The 15,165-nt window shown below is 64.9% G+C and carries 10 protein-coding genes; 2 read left to right on the top strand and 8 right to left on the bottom strand.

All coding sequences use genetic code 11. From position 1 onward, the window contains the following. Positions 1 to 59: 59 nt before the first annotated feature. Positions 60 to 1,181, bottom strand: a complete 1,122-nt coding sequence (locus FJ471_RS04230; RefSeq protein WP_140801905.1) for a substrate-binding domain-containing protein — start codon at positions 1,179 to 1,181, stop codon at positions 60 to 62. Between the two features lie 40 nt (positions 1,182 to 1,221). Further along, complete coding sequence (locus FJ471_RS04235; RefSeq protein WP_140801906.1) at positions 1,222 to 2,049, bottom strand: sugar phosphate isomerase/epimerase; 828 nt, start codon at positions 2,047 to 2,049, stop codon at positions 1,222 to 1,224. A gap of 349 nt (positions 2,050 to 2,398) precedes the next feature. Here FJ471_RS04235 and FJ471_RS04240 point away from each other — a divergent pair, with 349 nt between their 5' ends. Together FJ471_RS04240 and FJ471_RS04245 are read left to right on the top strand one after the other, a co-directional pair. Beyond that, positions 2,399 to 3,661 carry an ROK family protein gene (locus FJ471_RS04240; protein ID WP_140801907.1) on the top strand — a complete coding sequence of 421 codons (1,263 nt, stop codon included), beginning with the start codon at positions 2,399 to 2,401 and terminating at the stop codon, positions 3,659 to 3,661. A gap of 47 nt (positions 3,662 to 3,708) precedes the next feature. Then, positions 3,709 to 4,716, top strand: a complete 1,008-nt coding sequence (locus tag FJ471_RS04245; protein ID WP_140801908.1) for a substrate-binding domain-containing protein — start codon at positions 3,709 to 3,711, stop codon at positions 4,714 to 4,716. Positions 4,717 to 4,785: 69 nt separating this feature from the next. Here FJ471_RS04245 and FJ471_RS04250 read toward each other — a convergent pair whose 3' ends face one another. From FJ471_RS04250 to FJ471_RS04275, 6 genes are all read right to left on the bottom strand, one after another. Continuing rightward, a complete protein-coding gene (locus FJ471_RS04250; RefSeq protein ID WP_210241994.1) occupies positions 4,786 to 6,327 on the bottom strand; it encodes a proline/glycine betaine ABC transporter permease in 1,542 nt (513 codons plus the stop codon). Further along, positions 6,324 to 7,409 (bottom strand): betaine/proline/choline family ABC transporter ATP-binding protein, encoded by a 1,086-nt coding sequence (locus FJ471_RS04255; protein WP_140801974.1) that lies wholly within the window; start codon positions 7,407 to 7,409, stop codon positions 6,324 to 6,326. Before FJ471_RS04255 ends, FJ471_RS04250 begins: the two co-directional genes overlap by 4 nt. 82 nt (positions 7,410 to 7,491) lie before the next feature. After that, positions 7,492 to 8,454: a glycine betaine ABC transporter substrate-binding protein gene (locus FJ471_RS04260; RefSeq protein WP_140801909.1), complete on the bottom strand. Its 963-nt coding sequence runs from the start codon at positions 8,452 to 8,454 to the stop codon at positions 7,492 to 7,494. Between the two features lie 140 nt (positions 8,455 to 8,594). After that, the gene (locus FJ471_RS04265) at positions 8,595 to 10,154 is read right to left on the bottom strand and encodes a trimethylamine methyltransferase family protein (protein WP_140801910.1); all 1,560 of its coding nucleotides are present in this window, start codon (positions 10,152 to 10,154) and stop codon (positions 8,595 to 8,597) included. 17 nt (positions 10,155 to 10,171) lie between these two features. Beyond that, a complete protein-coding gene (locus FJ471_RS04270; RefSeq protein WP_140801911.1) occupies positions 10,172 to 12,631 on the bottom strand; it encodes an FAD-dependent oxidoreductase in 2,460 nt (819 codons plus the stop codon). After that, positions 12,628 to 15,144, bottom strand: a complete 2,517-nt coding sequence (locus tag FJ471_RS04275; RefSeq protein WP_348643323.1) for an FAD-dependent oxidoreductase — start codon at positions 15,142 to 15,144, stop codon at positions 12,628 to 12,630. Before FJ471_RS04275 ends, FJ471_RS04270 begins: the two co-directional genes overlap by 4 nt. Positions 15,145 to 15,165: the final 21 nt, after the last annotated feature.

The raw sequence follows: 15,165 nt of genomic DNA on the forward strand, positions 1-15,165 counted from the left end.
GTCTCCTGATCGAATGAAGAAGGGGCGGCCGGCAGGGAGTGCGCCGGCCGCAGGGCGCGCTACATGCTGCCCTTGATCTTGTCGGTGGCCTCGGCGTGGTAGACGGCTTTCCAGCCCTCGAGCAGCGTGTCCTTGGTGACTGGAAGTGCCGGCAGGGCGACGAAGGCCGGCGCCTGCTTGCCGATCAGGCCGTAGCCGGCGAGCAACGCCTCGGTGACACCCTGGTCGAACGGACGCTGAGCACCCAGACCCTTCACGAAGCCGCCGCTCGCCATGTTGATGGCGACGTTCTCACCGAGGTCGCAAGTGGTGATGACGAGGTCGTCACGGCCGGCGGTGCGCGCCGCCGAGATGACGCCCTCGGCCGGCACGTCCCACACGGCCCAGATGCCATTGATGGTCGGGTGGGAGGTGAGGATCGCCGATGCCGCCTTGTCGGCGTCTCCAGAGAAGTCGGGACCGCCGATGCCTTGCTCGGCGACGATCTTGATGTCGGGATAATTGTCGGCGATCGTCTTCTTGAAGGCGTCATAGCGCTGCTTGGTGACGAAGAAGTCGGCGGCGTGGAAGATAAGCCCGATGTCACCCTTGCCGCCCAATGCCTTGGCCATCAGATGTGCCGCCGCGACGCCGTTGCCGTAGTTGTCGGCCGAGACGACGGAAACGTAGTCCTTGCCGGCGACAAGGCCGGCCGGGACGTTGTCCATGAACACGAGCTTCACGCCCTTGTCGGCCACGGCCTTGTAGGCGGAGGCTGTCGCGGACGGGTCGGTCGGAATCGAGACGATGATCTTGGGGTTCTGCGCCATCACCGTTTCGAGGTCCGCGACCTGCTTCTCCGGCTTGAAGCCGGCATCGGTGGTGGCGATCACCTCGATACCCATCTTGCCGAACTGGTCCTTGAGCCCGGCGATCTGAGCGCGCGACCAGTCATTGCCGCCATAATGCATGACGATCGCCGCCGTCGCCTTCATCGCTTTGATCTTTGCCAGTTCCTCCTCGTTCAATGACACAGCCGAGGCCGGAGCCGGCGTTTCACCGTTCGGTCCTTTCGAAAGGACGGTCTTCTGCAGCTCGGCAAGCGCTGAATCCGGATCGGCGAAGGCGGGGGCAGCCGTGTAGAGGCTGGTGGCCAGCAGAGCCGCCGTGAAAGCTCCGGCTATTGTCTTGAAATGCGTCATTTCGGTCTCCTCCCTGATGACAGGCGCAATGCCCGTTGGTTCAACTCGGCCCCAAGGCCTTTTTCAGATAGTCCATGCTGAGTTCCGCGCCTTGCTTCGGATCAGGCCAGGCATCGAGCTCGGCGGCGATCCATCCGGAAAATCCGATATCCTTGAGCGCCTCGACGATCGGCGCCATGGCGAGATCGCCGCGGTCGAGCGGCGTGAAGGCGAAGGGATCACGCTGCCAGCCCTTGAGATGGACGTAGCTGATACGGTCCCTGAATTCGCGGATCTGCGCGGCCGGATCCCCGCCGGCGGCAGCCAGATGCGCGGTGTCCGGACAGAAATCGATCGCGGTATGCCTGAAGACCTCGCGGACTTCATCGGGGCCCTCGACAATCGTCGACAAATGCGGGTGATAGTGCGCGCGCAAGCCCGCCTTGGCCGCGATGTCGATGACCCTGTCCAGCGCCGCGCCGAGGCGCTTGAAATCGTCTTGCTGGCGGCCGCTCGCGCGCTTGGCGCCACCGCCGACCACAAGGTGCTCGGCGCCGAGTTCCGCGGCTGCACCGGCCACGCGTTCTATGCGCACCAGTTCCTCGCCCAGTATATCGTCGAAAATGAAGTTGGCGCCTGAATAGCCGGCGACGAGCACGACGCCAGACTGTTTCAACGCGCCGCGCAACTCGCCATAGCGGCCTTCATAATCCAGAAGATTGCCGTCGAAGAGTTCGGTGCCCGCATATCCGGCGGCGCCAATGTCGCGGATCGCCTGCTCCATATCGCCGAAAGTGCGATAGGTCAGCTGGGTGATCGACGTCACACCGACGGCATTTCCGCCGAGCGCGCCCCAGCAATTCGCGTGATAGGCCAGCTTCACCTGCATGTCTATTTCCTCCTGCGCAGCCAGAAGCTCAGGTCGCCTCGCCGCGGCCAGACCCGATTTTCAAGCCGGCTCTCCTCCAACTAAACCCGAACTTATGCGCGCTGTTCCGCCGCCGTCAATCATTAAAATGCAAAAGCTGCCATACTTTTGTTTTAAAACAGCATAAGTTAGCGCTTGATCCGTAAATGTGTGCGCGCTACCCATGCCGAGCGGGACGACTGGCCAGAAGCTCGATATGAGGCGCGACAAGGGTATGGACGAGGGCAGCACGGCGGCCGGAGACATTGCCAAGCCGCGGCGCGCAGCCGGCCGGCCACGCGCCAGCGAATCCGCACATGGAAGCCTGGCCATGCTTCTCAACCTTGTGCGGACAGGGGCGGCGACCACCCGCCAGGGGCTGGAGAACCAATCCGAACTTGGGCGAGCCGTCGTTGCCGACCGTCTGGCTACACTGCTTCGGCTCGGGCTGATCGAGGAAGGCGAGCTTGGGCCGGCCATTGGCGGTCGCGCACCGCGCCATGTTCGCTTCCGGCCGCGTGTGGGAATGATCCTTGCCGCCGTGCTGGATCATTCGTCGCTGGCAGTCGGGGTGTCCGATCTCGCTGGAGGTCTGCTGGCGGAGCATCATGAGGCCGTCGAGCTTGCGGCGGGACCTGAACCGGTGGTCCAGCGGCTGGCAACGCTATTTGCCTGGATGCTGGAGGAGCATGGCAGCGAGGCTGCCATCTGGGGCGTTGGCCTGGCGGTGCCGGGAGCCGTCGAGAAATCGGATGGCCAGCGGCTGTTCGCCCCGGCGCTGAACGCGTTCCAGAACTGGGACGGCTTTCCCTTCGTCGAGCAGCTGGCCACCGCGGTCGGCGCGCCCGTGTGGGTGCGGAGCGGCGTCCAGACGATGACCATGGGCGAGCTGAAATCCGGCAGCGGCATCGGCCTGACAGATATGATTTTCGTCAAGCTTGGACGCTCGATCGGCGCCGGCGTGATATCGGAAGGCGTGCTGCACAGGGGCGCGCAGGGCGCGGCAGGCATGATAGGCCACACATTCATCGAGGGCGGAACCCTCGAGAGCGTCGCGGGCAGCGAAACGCTGGGCCGCGAGGCGCGTCTCGCCGCCGAAAGCGGACGCAGCGCATATCTCGCCGAAGTGCTGGCGCGCGCAGGCGATGTCACCGTCACTGATGCCGGCCACGGCGCCCAGCTGGGTGATATGTTTTGCATCGATCTTCTGGGGCGCTGCGGCCGCGCCGTTGGCGAGGTGCTGGCGCCCCTTGCCAATCTTCTCAACCCGTCGCTGATCGCGCTCGGCGGCAACGTTGCCGAGACCGGCGATATCCTGCTGGCGGCGGTGCGCGAGGCGGTCTACCGCCAGGCGCATCCGGTCGTCACCCGCGACCTGCGCATCGTGCGCTCGCAGATGGGGGGGTCGGCGGGGCTGGTCGGCGCCGCGCAGGTTGTGGCGGAATCGCTGTTCGATGCGCGGTTCCTTCAGGGCTGGATCACGCTAGGTTCGCCGCGCGAGCATCCCGAATTCAAGGAATTCCTCGCGCAGGCTTCAGCCGAAAGCAGCAACCGGCCAGTCAGACCAAGACCGCCGGCAGGGATGCCGGCCTAGCATTTGCCGATCGACTCAACGCCGCGACAATCCGGGGAGGTTAGAAAATGGCGATCACGGGCCTTGGGCCGCATGGCGAAAGAGCGGTTCCCGCCGATCAGGTCGGATTGTCGGAAGCCGACGCCGATGCCGCCCGCGGCCGGCGTTTCGCGGTCGCCGTCGTTCTGCACACCACAAAGAGCGACTGGGCAAAGGAGGAACTGGCCGGAATGGTCGCGACGCTTGGCCGCTACAGCGCCGCGGTGGTCGAGGTCATCGATTGCGCCTTCGATGTCGACAGGCAGGTTTCCGAATTGCTCCGCCTTGCCGGCGATCCGGTCGACGCGGTGGTTTCGATTCCCATTGGCAGCAGCCGGGCCGCCGATGCGCATCGCGCCATAGCCGGCGCGGGAAAAAAGCTTGTCCTGCTCGACAACGCTCCGACAGGCATGCTTCCCGGAAAAGATTATGTCAGCGTCGTTTCCACCGACAATTTCGGTCTCGGGCAAATCAGCGCGGAACTGCTTGCGCCGCATGTGCCGCAGGGCGGCAAGGTCGGCGTTCTGGCCTATGGCGTGGATTTCTTCGCCACCCATGAGCGCGAGATCGCTTTCCGCAAATGGATGGCGGCCCGGCGCCCGGATCTTGCCGTAGTGCGCGGCAAGTTCGCCGATGTGACACAGGCGAAAACCGTGACCGCCGCCCTGCTGCAGGACAATCCCGATCTTTCCGGGCTGTTTGCCGTATGGGACGTGCCTGCAATGGGCGCCGCCGCGGCAATCCGGGAGTCCGGGAAGACAATACCGATAACCACTGTCGACCTTGGCAACGAGGTAGCGACCGACCTTGCCAATGGCGGTCTCATCAAAGGAATTGCCGCGCAATTGCCTTACGACCAGGGGAGCGCTGCCGGCGTCGCCACCATCCTTGGGCTGCTGGAACGCCGGCCTCCGCCGTGGATCGCGCTTCCCGGGCTGAGTGTGACAGCCGGCAATGTGGTGGAAGCCTATCAAGTCGTATGGCGTGCTCCGGCCCCCGCCGGCCTGCTCAGAGCTCGCAGGCTTCGAAACGACTGAACCGGCCGGGCCCAACGACCCGCCTTTGCCTTGTTTTGAGAGTCCCGTCGTTACCCGGTCTTGTCGAGGCTACTTGCCCGACTGCGAAACATTGCCCTGGACGATGCGGTCGATCACCATGGCGCAAAGCAGGATCGCGAAGCCCGCCAGAAGCCCCTGCCCAACGGCGGCGTATTGCAGCGCGTTCAGCACGTCCTCGCCGAGGCCCTTTGCTCCGATCAGCGAAGCGATGACGACCATGGAAAGGCACATCAGGATGGTCTGGTTGATGCCGGCCATGATCGACGGCCTGGCCAGCGGCAGGTCCACCCGGGTGAGGAGAAACCATCGCGTCGCGCCATAGGCCTGCGCGGCCTCGCGGATGCTGGCTGGAACACCCTGCAGGCCTAGCGCCGTCAGGCGCACGACGGGCGGCGTGCCGAAGATCAGCGTGGCAATGATGCCCGGCGGCTTGCCGATGCCGAACAGCGCGATGACGGGGATCAGGTAAACGAAGGCCGGCATGGTCTGCATGAAATCCAGCACCGGGCGGATGGCGGCATAGACGCGCGGCCGACGTCCGCACCAGATGCCCAGCGGAATGCCGATCGCCAGACACAGGATCGCCGCCGTGCCGAGCAGCGCGATCGTGTCGAGGCTTTTTTCCCAGAAGCCGAGCAGTGAAAGATAGGCAAGTGCCGCGCCGGTGAAGATGGCGACGCGGGGACCGGCGAGTTGCCAGGCAAGCAGCAGGACCAGCGCCATCGTCACCGGCCACGGCATGGCGGTGAGAGCATAAGCCAGGGCATCGAGGAAGCCTGACAGGCCACGCGTGATGAGGCTGAAGAACGCATCGCCCGACTGCGCGATCTGGTGCATCACCGCATCGAGCCCGGACGACAGCGACGCCTGCCAATCCCTGTTCGATGGCGCCGCCGCCAGCCAGGGCGCGGGTGCGGCGACGGCAAAACGATAGGCCGTGAGCGCAAAAATCGCGATGCAGAAAAGCGCGGCAAATGACGCAAGCAGATGGTTGCGACCGCGATGAAGGGTGCGATCCGAACGCCATCGGGTAAAACGGCGTTCAAGCATGCCGTTGGCGAGCAGCCCGCCGAGCGCGGCGCTCACGAGCAGCGTGGCAAGGCCTGTTGCAAGGAAGCGCGGACCTTGGGCGCGCGCCGCCGTCGCGGTGGCCACGGCCTGGGTCGCGGCGCGCTCAAGCGCCTTTGCCGATTTGTCGAGGCCATCGGCGTTGGCGGCGCCTGAATCCTTCGCGGCCTGCGCCTGCTTGGCTCGCTCCTGCGCCTGTTGCGTCAGACGCTCGGCGCGGCTCTGCTCCGCGGCTCCCAGATTGCCGGAGGCGCCGATGCTGATCTGCGCGACGGCCGCCATGTGGAGCAGGAGCGTTATCCAGAACAGCAGCAGCAGATTTCGCGAGGCCGCCCAGACAGGGCCCAACAGTGCTGCGGCCAGGTTGAACGACCAGGCTGTTCCGGTGGCGTTCCTGATGCTTGCAAACGCGCGGACATAGTAGTCGGAACCCTGGACCGCGAATTCGCGGGCGAGCGCGTCCTCGGACCCGGCCTGCGGCGGGATCATCCCATCGGGAGTTGGGGGCATATGCGTGTTCACACCGTGTCCCCCTTTCTCAAGCCGTTGAGGATCGACTGCCGGTCGACGATGCCGACGATGTTGCCTTTAGCGTCCTCGACGGCCAACGGATCCGGCGACGCCGCGGCGATGTCCACGAGGGTGGACAGAAGATCCTGCTCGGCGACCCGGCGCAATTTGTGTTCCTGCGGGCCAGCCTCGGCGACGGGCCGCATGACGCGCCGCGCGGTGATGACGTTGAGGCGCGGAATATCGGCGATGAACCTGGCGACGTAGTCGTGCTTCGGCGCCGTGACCATCTCCTCCGGCGTGTCGGTCTGAATGATCACGCCGTCCTTCATGATGGCGATCCGGTCACCGATGCGGATCGCCTCGTCGAGGTCGTGGGTGATGAAGATCACCGTCTTGCCCATCGACTTGGAAAGCGCCACGAACTCGTCCTGGAGCTGCCGCCTGATCAGCGGGTCGAGCGCGCTGAACGGCTCGTCCATCAGAAGGATCGCGGGATCGGCCGCGAGCGCGCGCGCCAGTCCGACACGCTGCTGCATGCCGCCGGAAAGCTCCTGGCAGTAGCGGTCCCCCCAGCCGGCGAGATTGACCTTGGCGAGCGCCGCCTCGGCGACGTCGAAGCGACGCTGCTTGGTCGCGCCCTGAATTTCCAGCGGCAGCGCGACATTGTCGCGGACCGTGCGATGAGGCAGAAGCCCGAAGCTCTGGAACACCATGCCGATCTTGCGCGAACGCAGCGCGCGAAGCTCGGCTGGCGTCTTCGCCAGGATGTTCTCGCCATCGATGAAGATTTCGCCTGCCGAAGGTTCAAGCAGGCGATTGATGTGGCGGATCAGCGTCGATTTTCCGCTGCCCGAAAGACCCATCACGCAAAAGATCTCGCCGCGGGCAACCGAAATGTCGATGCCGGCGACGCCGACCACGCAGCCGAAGCGCTCGGCGACCTGCTGCTTGTCCAGCCCCTCGCTTCGGATCGCCGCGATGGCCTCGCGCTCGCGGATGCCAAAAACTTTCCACACCGCCTTCATGACGATGGCGGCGTCCGAACCCTTCGCGGCGTCGCGCGAAAAGGAGGCTGGAGGATGCGCTTGCATCATCGCTCCCGCCTCTTATGCGCAACGGCTTCGCGCATTGTCGCCGCGAAGCCGTCACGATCAGCAGGTTTTGCCCTGTCGGTCAGTGGCCGAACCACTTCGAAACCGTTTCGGGATTCGCCTTGATCCAATCCTTCGCCACCTCGTCGGCAGACTTCTTGTCCACGATGATGGAGTATGCCCATTTGCTCACATCGTCAGGCTTGAACTGCATGCGCTCGAGCGCGGCGACGAGGTCCGGCTGGCGGTCGGCCAAGGACGACGCGTAGGCGATATGAACAGTCGTCTTGGCGTACGCCGACGATATCTTGGATTTCTCGAACCATTGCGGGTCTTCGTTTGCCTGGACGACGACGAACTTGGCCGCATCATATGCCGGCTCTTCGAGGAATTTCAGCTTGTAGCGGGCGAAATTCTGGTGCGGGCCGTAGCAATATCCAACCCAGGGCTTGTCCTGCTTGGCCGCGGTGTCGAGCGTGGCGTTCGAAATCGCCTCGTCGGTCGCCTCCAGATTGAAGAAATCGGCAAAGCCGTAGTCCCGGGCGCGGACCTTTTCGATGTTGGTCGACTGCCAGCCCGGTGCTCCGATCCAAATGTTGCCCTTGCCGTCGCCGTCACGATCGAAGATCTTGGCGTTGTCGGGATTGGCCAGATCCGAGACATTCTTGATGCCGAATTTGTCGTAGGTGACCTCTGTCACGCAATAGCCCTGCTGGGCTTCGTAGCTGTTCTGCGCCAGCTTAACCGACTTCTTGTCCTTGACGTATTTGTCGACGAGACCCTGCTGGTTGGGAAGCCAGGTGTCTGGCCAGATGTCGACCTCGCCCTTGTTGCGGTCCATCGCTTCCCAGATCACCGGCACGGCGGTGGTGGTGACCGTCGATATCTGCAGGCCGAGTTCCTGCTCCGCCGCAGCCTTGATGACATTCATCACCGCCGTGGCGGTCGCGTAGTTTGGATCTGGCATCGTGACGTCGGCCGAGAAAGCCGATGTCATCGAGCCGGCAAACGCCATGGCCGATAGTCCGAGAAGATAAGGTTTCATTCGGGTTCCCCAATCCTGGTGTCTTTGTTGATCTTGGCGTCAGGTTAGCGAAACGGGCAGGCAATCCATCCCCTATTCTTCTGCATTAGCAAAAACGATGACTCGCATAAGGCCTTGACGCGCAACGTGCTTTTCAACGCTCAGAAATAATCCTGGTCGGGCATGCTCTCCTTGCGCCTGGCGATAAAGGCCCGCAGTTCTTCGTCGATCGCCGGGTCGAGGCCGGGGTCCGCATAGTCGCTGAGAAGCTTCTTCCACTGGCGATTGGCGCGCTGGGCGGCGTCCAGGCCGCCCTCGGATTTCCACTGCTCGAACGAATTGTTGTCGCTGATCGTCGAGCGGTAGAAGGCCGACAGGAAGTTCGACTGCGTATGGGCGCTGCCGAGGAAATGCGACCCCGGCCCGACTTCCTCGATGGCTTCCATCGCCTGCGCGTTCACCGACAGGTCGATGCCCTCGAACAGGCTCATCACCTTGCCGCAAAGATCGGCGTCGATGATGGTCTTCTCGAAGCCGGTGACGAGCCCTCCCTCCAGCCATCCGGTCGCGTGGTTGATGACGTTGGCGCCGGCGAGGAGCGACATCAGCAGGCCCCAGGTCCCTTCCTGCTCCGCCTGCGCGTCGGGCAGCTTGGATGCCGAGAGCGTGCCGACGGTGTGGAACGGAACGCCGACCCTTCGTGCCAGCTGACCCGCCGCCAGAACCATCTTTGCCGCTTCCGGCGTGCCGAAGGTCGGCGCACCGCTTTGCATCGAGATGGTGCTGGCGAAGCTTCCCATCAGGCAAGGCGCTCCGGGATTGATGAGCTGGACGAGCGAAAGGCACGCGAGCGCTTCCGCCAAGACCTGCGCCAGCGTGCCGGCGACGGTGCAGGGGCTCATCGCACCGGCGAGCGTCCATGGGGTGCAGGCGACCGGCTGGTTGTTGCGCGCATAGACCTTGAGCGATCCCGACATGTTGGCGTCGAGCACGAGCGGAGCGTTGGTGTTGGAGACGTTGTAGAGCACGGCGTTCTCTGCGACGAACGCCTCGCCGAAGACGATCTTGGCGATGTCGACCGCGTCCTGCGCCCGCATGGAGCCGATGAACGCTCCCATGAAAGGGCGGTCGGAGTAGCGCACATGCGTGTAGAGCATGTCGAGGTGGCGCTTGTTCGCCGGAAGGTCGACCGGTTCGCACACCACGCCACCGGAATGATGCAGGTAAGGGATCATCTGGTGGATCCGCACCAGGTCGCGGAAATCGTTCAGCGTCGCATAGCGACGGCCCCGGTCGAGATCGTGCACGAAGGGCGGGCCCCAGGACGGGCAAAGCACCGTGTTGTCGCCGCCGATCACGACGGTGTTGGCCGGGTTGCGGGCATGCTGCTTGAATTGCCGCGGCGCCGTCGCCTGGACCAGCTTGCGGCACATGCCGGGCTCGAAGCGGACACGCGTCCCCTTCACATCGGCTCCGGCGTCGCGGAAAAGACCGAGGATTTCCGGATCGTCATGGAATTCCATGCCGATCTCCTTGAGCAGGCGGTCGGCATTGGCCTCGATCAGGCTTAGCCCCTCCTCGTCGAGGATGTTGAACGTGCCGATCCTGCGGCTGATATAGGGACGGCGCGGTGCTGGCGCGCCGCGTTGTACGAGACGCGCGGCGCGGCCACGCGAGCGCGCCGGGGATGCTGCCTCGCCAGGTGTGACGACATCTTCCATGGTGTGCCTCCAGACGTTCAGATGGATGCCGCGGACTGCAAATGGTCCAGCCCACGCAACCGCAGATTTCGTGGATCGTAGGGAGCTTCCCGCAGCTCGCGCGCCGCGCGTTCATTGCCCAGGATCGAGACGCCGAACTCAAGTTCGGGCACCCCCGGCCTAAGATAGGCAAGCGCCAGCACCTTGCTGGTACGGAAGCCGTAGCCGCCGCTGGTGATGACGCCGACCGGCCGGCCCTCGTGCAGGACGGCATGACTGTAGAACGGGAGCCGTTCGCCATCGTCCTCGATCTCCAGCAGCGCCATCCGCCAAGGGTGCGCCTTCTGCCGTTCGAGCATCGCCTCGCGGCCGACGAAGGAACGCCCGTCCGCCTTGACCAGGGCGCCCAGTCCGGCCTCGAGCGGCGTACGCTCGGTCGTGAAGTCCGCGCCCCAGCCGCGATAGCCCTTCTCCAGCCGCATGAAGTTCAAGGCATAGACGCCGAAGGGGCGCAGGCCGTGCTTGGCGCCGGCCTTGCCGATGGTCTCGTAAAGCCGGCGGAACTGCGCGAGCTGGACATGCAGCTCCCAACCCGGCTCGCCGGCGTAGGACACACGAAGCGCGGTCACCTTGATGCCGGCGATCCTGATCGTCTGCGCCGACAGCCAAGGGAAGGCCGCGTTCGAGAAATCGACCTCGCTGACCGCCTGCAGAATCTCGGCGGCGTTCGGTCCCATGACGCCCAGCACACCACGCCTCTCGGTGATGTTCTCGATGACGACACCGGCAAAAGTGGCCGACCGGGCGCGAAGCAGGTCTTCGTCATGCCGTTCGGCCAGCGCCGCGCTGGTCAGGTAGAAACGGTGCTGCTCGAGCCGCGTGACCGTGAACTCGGACGCGACACCGCCCCGCTCTGTGAGAACGTGGATGAGACCGATGCGGCCGAGGCGCGATGGCGGCGTGTTGGCGCCCAGGGAAGCCATGAAGGCTTCGGCGTCCGGCCCGCTCACCTCGAATTTCGAGAAGGCCGAAAGGTCGATGACGCCGGCGCTGTCGCGGACCGCGAGGCATTCCCCTTTTACCGCGCCGAGCCAGCCCGGGCGTTTGAAGGTCAGCTCCGGGTTACGGTCGATGCTGCCGGTCGCGAACCAGTTGGGCCGCTCCCAGCCATAGGCAGCGCCCAGCACCGCGCCTTGCGACAACTGGATATCGAGCGCCGGTGTGGTCCGGCGCGGGCGCGCCGCCTCGCGTTCCTCGTAAGGGTAGTGGACGCCGAATTGCAGGCCGAAGCATTCGACCGCCTTGTCGACGCGATAGTCGCGGTCGGCATAGTTGCCGAACCGCCGCGGATCGATGGCCAGCGCATCGCGCGGCGGCTCGCCGTCGACGATCCAGTCGGCGAGGAAGGCGCCGGCGCCGCCGCCTTCCATCACGCCCATGCTGGATCCCGTCAGAAGCCAGCCATTCGGGAGGCCGAAAGCCGGTCCCACGAGCGGATTGGCATCCGGCGTGAAGGTGATCGGGCCATTGACCACGGTCTTGATGCCGGCGTTGGCGAGCGCCGGCACACGTTCCATCGCCAGCGCGATGATATGCTCGACGCGGTCGAGATCGGGCGGCAGCAGCTCCATGCCGAACTCGGGCGGCACGCCGTCGATCGCCCACGGATGAGCCGCCTTCTCGTAGGGCCCGACGATGTAGCCATCCCGCTCCTGCCGCAGGTACCAGCTTTCCTCCGGATCGCGGATGATCGGCAGTTCCTTTTCGCCGGCCGCGATGCGCGCGGCAATTTCAGGCACGGTATCGGTGACGACATATTGATGCAGCATCGGCACGACAGGCAGGTCGATGCCCATCATCGTGCCGACCTCGCGGCACCAGGTGCCGGCAGCGTTCACCACGTGCTCGGCCGTGATATCGCCTTGCGCGGTACGGACCAGCCATTCGCCCGAAGCCGTGCGCTCAATCGACAGCACCGGATTGTGCCGGACGATTTCGGCGCCGCGCGAACGCGCGCCGGCAGCCATCGCGTTGGTGGCCAAAGTCGGATCGACATGGCCGTCATGCGGCTCGTGGAAGGCGCCGAGGATGCCGTCGGTTTCGCAGAGCGGGTATATTTTCTTCAGCTCGGCCGGCGTCAGGATGTTGAAGTCATAGCCGACGAAGCGGCCAAGGCCTTGCACATGACGAAACTCGGCCATCCGCTCCGGCGAGCGCGTCACGCGCAGCGCGCCGCTTGCATGGAAGCCGGTCGGTAGCCCGGTTTCGGCGGTGAGCACCTCGCGATAGAGACGCACGGAATGGGCCCGCATCTCCATGATCGTGGCGTTGTGGGCAAAATGCGTGCAAAGCCCGGCGGCGTGCCAGGTCGAGCCCGCTGTCAGCTCCTGCCGCTCGACGAGCACGACGTCGCCCCAGCCGCGCTTGGCGAGGTGATAGAGAAGGGAAACCCCCATGGCGCCGCCGCCGATCACGACGACGCGGGCATGCTGTCTCATAATGTCTCCTGTTGGCCGCGCATTCTGCTGCCGGTTGGATCGTAGGGTGGTCTTTCGAGAAGCCTGAGGCCGAAGCGTTGCCCGGCGACCGCGATCTCGTAGTTCGAAGCGGCCAATTGCTGCCTGGTTTCGCCCGGATCGCAGGCGACATAACCGAGGCAGAGGCTCAAGCCGGTGCGGAAGCCGAAGCCGCCCGAGGTGGTCAGTCCGGCGAACTTGCCGTCCCGGTAGATGGGCTCGTCATGCAGCAGAAGCGGATTGGCGCCGTCGACCGCGAAATGCAGGAGGCGGCGCCCAAAGCCCTGCGCCCTCTGCGCTTCGAGCGCTTCACGGCCGATGAAATCGCCCTTGGTCCAGGAGACGGCAAAACCCAGTCCGGCCTCGATCGGCGTCTCCTTCGGCCCGATATCGTGGCCCCAGTGCCGATAGCCCTTTTCCAGGCGGCAACCGTCCAGCGCATAATGGCCGCAAAGGACCGCGTCATGCGCCTTGCCGGCGTCCAGGATGGTCGACAGCAGGCTTTCGGCGCATTCGACGGGGACATAGAGCTCATAGCCAAGCTCGCCGACGAAGCTGACCCGCGTCGCCCGCACATCGACCATGCCGACGTCGATGCGCCGTGACGCCGAGAAGGGAAAGGCCGCCTCCGACAAGTCCGCGTCGGTCAGTTCCTGCAGCAATTCACGGGAACGCGGCCCCATGACGCCGAGGACCGCTTCGGCCGAGGTGGCGTCGAACACCAAGGCGTCCAGCCCGAGATCACCGGCGTGCCTGGCGATCCAAGCGAAATCCTTCTGCCGGGTCGCCGCGCCGGAAACGATCCGGAAGGCGGTCTCACCGCAGCGCGTGACCGTGATGTCGGCCTCGATCCCGCCATGGCGGTTGAGCATCTGCGTGTAGACCGCCCTGCCCTCCGCAACGTCGACATTGTTGGCCGCCAGTTGTTGCAGCAGTTTCGTCGCATCGCGCCCGGTGACATCGAGCTTCGTGAACGGGGAAAGCTCGAACAGCCCGACGCCGCTCGCCATGGCGACCGCCTCGCGTTCAGCCGCCGGCCACCAATGCTGCCTGCCGAAAGTGTAACGCGGCTCACGTTCGCCTTCATTATGGGCGTACCAGAGCGGCCGTTCCCAGCCGGTCGGCGCGCCGAACGCCGCTCCGGCCTCGGCCAGCGTGCCGTGCCACGCCGAACGGCGCAGGCCACGGCCGGCCTTGGACTGCTTGTACGGCCAATGCATGCGGAAGAGGTCGGCGACCGATTCCTCCATGCGCGCCTCGACGAATGTGCGGGACGCCGCGCTGCGGTCGAAACGCGCGATATCGAGCGGCCACAGATCGAGACCCGGCTCCCCATCGACGATCCACTCGGCCATCGCCTTGCCGGCGCCGGCAGACGACATCATGCCAGTCGAATTAAAACCGGCGGCGACGAAGAAGCCGCGCAGATAGGGCGACTCGCCCATCAGGGGCTGGGTGTCCGGGGTGAAACTCTCCGGCCCGTTCATGAAGTGGCGGATGCCCGTCTCGGCAAGCGCCGGAAAGAGCCGCAGCCCGGCCGACATGAAGGGTTCGAACTGGTCCCAGTCTTCCGGCAATTCAAGGAAGGGCCTGTCGCCAACCGGGTCGGTGACGTCGAGGACCTTGGCGTTGGGCTCGAAGCCGCCGAGCACCAGCTTGCCTGAATCGCCCTTGACGTAGATGCCCTCGTCCAGGTCGCGCACGATCGGGAAAGGACTGGGCAACCCGGCCAACGGTTCGGTCACCGCATACATGTGCTCGACCGCCTGCAGCGGCACCGGCACACCGGCCATGGCGCCGATCTGCCTTGCCCAGGCGCCGGCGCAGTTCACCGCAACCTCGCAGCGGATCGTCATGCCCGAGGCGAGCTTGACGCCGGCGACGCGGCCGTTCTCGATGATGAAGCCGGCACAGGCCGTTCCTTCCAGGATCCGGATCCCGGCGGCGCGTGCCCGCCTGGCGTAGGCCGCGCAGATATCGACCGGATTGGCCTGGCCGTCTTCCGCCACCCAAAGCGCGCCCACGAGTCCGTCCAGCGCAATTCCTGGAACCCGCTCGCCGACGACATCCGCTCCAACGATCTCCACCTTGAGACCGCAGACGTCGCCCATATGCGCGATGCGTTTGAGCTCGTTCATCCGCTCTTCCCGGCGCGCCAGCCAGACCCCGCCGGTTTGCCTGTAGCCGGAAGTCTGGCCGGTCAAATCCTCGAGCTTCGGGAACAGTTCGGTCGCGTATTGCGCCAGGCGCGTCAGGTTGAGCGTCGCCCTGAGCGGCCCGACGATCCCGGCCGCGTGCCAGGAGGTGCCGCTCGTCAACTGGTTGCGCTCGATGAGAACGACATCGGTGACGCCAAGCTCGGCAAGATGATAGGCGACACTCAAGCCGATCACGCCGCCGCCTATGATAACGATCCTCGCGTCTTGCTTCACCGATGCGATACCCTTGTCGTCGAAACGGCGCGATCTTTCCCGCCAAGCAGGCTTGCGCTCAATGGGATTTCTGCAACATTAGGA

Origin of the sequence: Mesorhizobium sp. B2-7-1, from assembly GCF_006440735.1 — a bacterium.
Taxonomy (GTDB): Bacteria; Pseudomonadota; Alphaproteobacteria; order Rhizobiales; family Rhizobiaceae; genus Mesorhizobium.